A 739-nucleotide genomic window follows, 5' to 3' on the forward strand; every position below is an offset into this window, starting at 1 on the left:
CGGCTCAGGCGTCAGCCGGCTGGTTGTCGGAGGCTTGGCGGCGTGCGATTTCGTTGCGGTAGAGCGACAGGAAATCGATGTTTTCGAGGTTGAGCGGCGGGAAACCGCCATCGCGTGTCACATCGCTGACGACCCGGCGCAGGAACGGGAAGATCATGCGCGGGCATTCGATCAGCAGGAACGGGTGCAGCTGGTCTTCGGCGACGTTCTGAATGTTGAAGATGCCGACGTAGTCAATCTCCAGCAGGAACAGGGTGATGTCACTGTCCTTGCCCTTGGAGGTGATGTTCAGCTTGATCGCGGTCTCGTACTGGTTTTCCGCCGACCGCTTCTTCGCATCGAGGTTTACCTGAACCTGAACATCGGGCTGAACATCCGCGCCGACGCCTTTCTGCGCCATGATGTTTTCGAACGACATGTCGCGGACGAATTGTCCCAGAACGCGCATCTGCGGTTGTTGCTGCTGTTGCTGCTGCTGGGGTTGCTGTTGGCCTTCGGCGGACTCTGCCATGATGAATTCCTCGCTGAACGGATTGAATGAAAGTTCAGACGCATTTAGCAGCTTGCCGGAGCGCCCTCAATGGTCCCGCCGCTGCGTGTTCCGCTCCTCCGTGGGCGGGGTTTCGTCGATCTCCACGTAGTCGCCTTCTATCACGTCGCCGCCCCGGGTCGGGCGCACGGGGCCGCGCGGCCCACCGGGCCCGCCGGGTTGCGGCCCGCCTGCCGTATGTATGCGCAC

The 739-nt window shown here is 61.4% G+C and carries 1 protein-coding gene; it reads right to left on the bottom strand.

Going from position 1 to position 739, the window contains the following annotated elements; all coding sequences use genetic code 11:
* Positions 1 to 4: 4 nt before the first annotated feature.
* Positions 5 to 511 carry a protein-export chaperone SecB gene (secB, locus tag A3728_RS13215; protein WP_067924543.1) on the bottom strand — a complete coding sequence of 169 codons (507 nt, stop codon included), beginning with the start codon at positions 509 to 511 and terminating at the stop codon, positions 5 to 7.
* Positions 512 to 739 lie beyond the last annotated feature (228 nt).

Source organism: Sulfitobacter sp. HI0040, from assembly GCF_001634885.1.
In the GTDB taxonomy this organism is placed as follows: domain Bacteria; phylum Pseudomonadota; class Alphaproteobacteria; order Rhodobacterales; family Rhodobacteraceae; genus Sulfitobacter.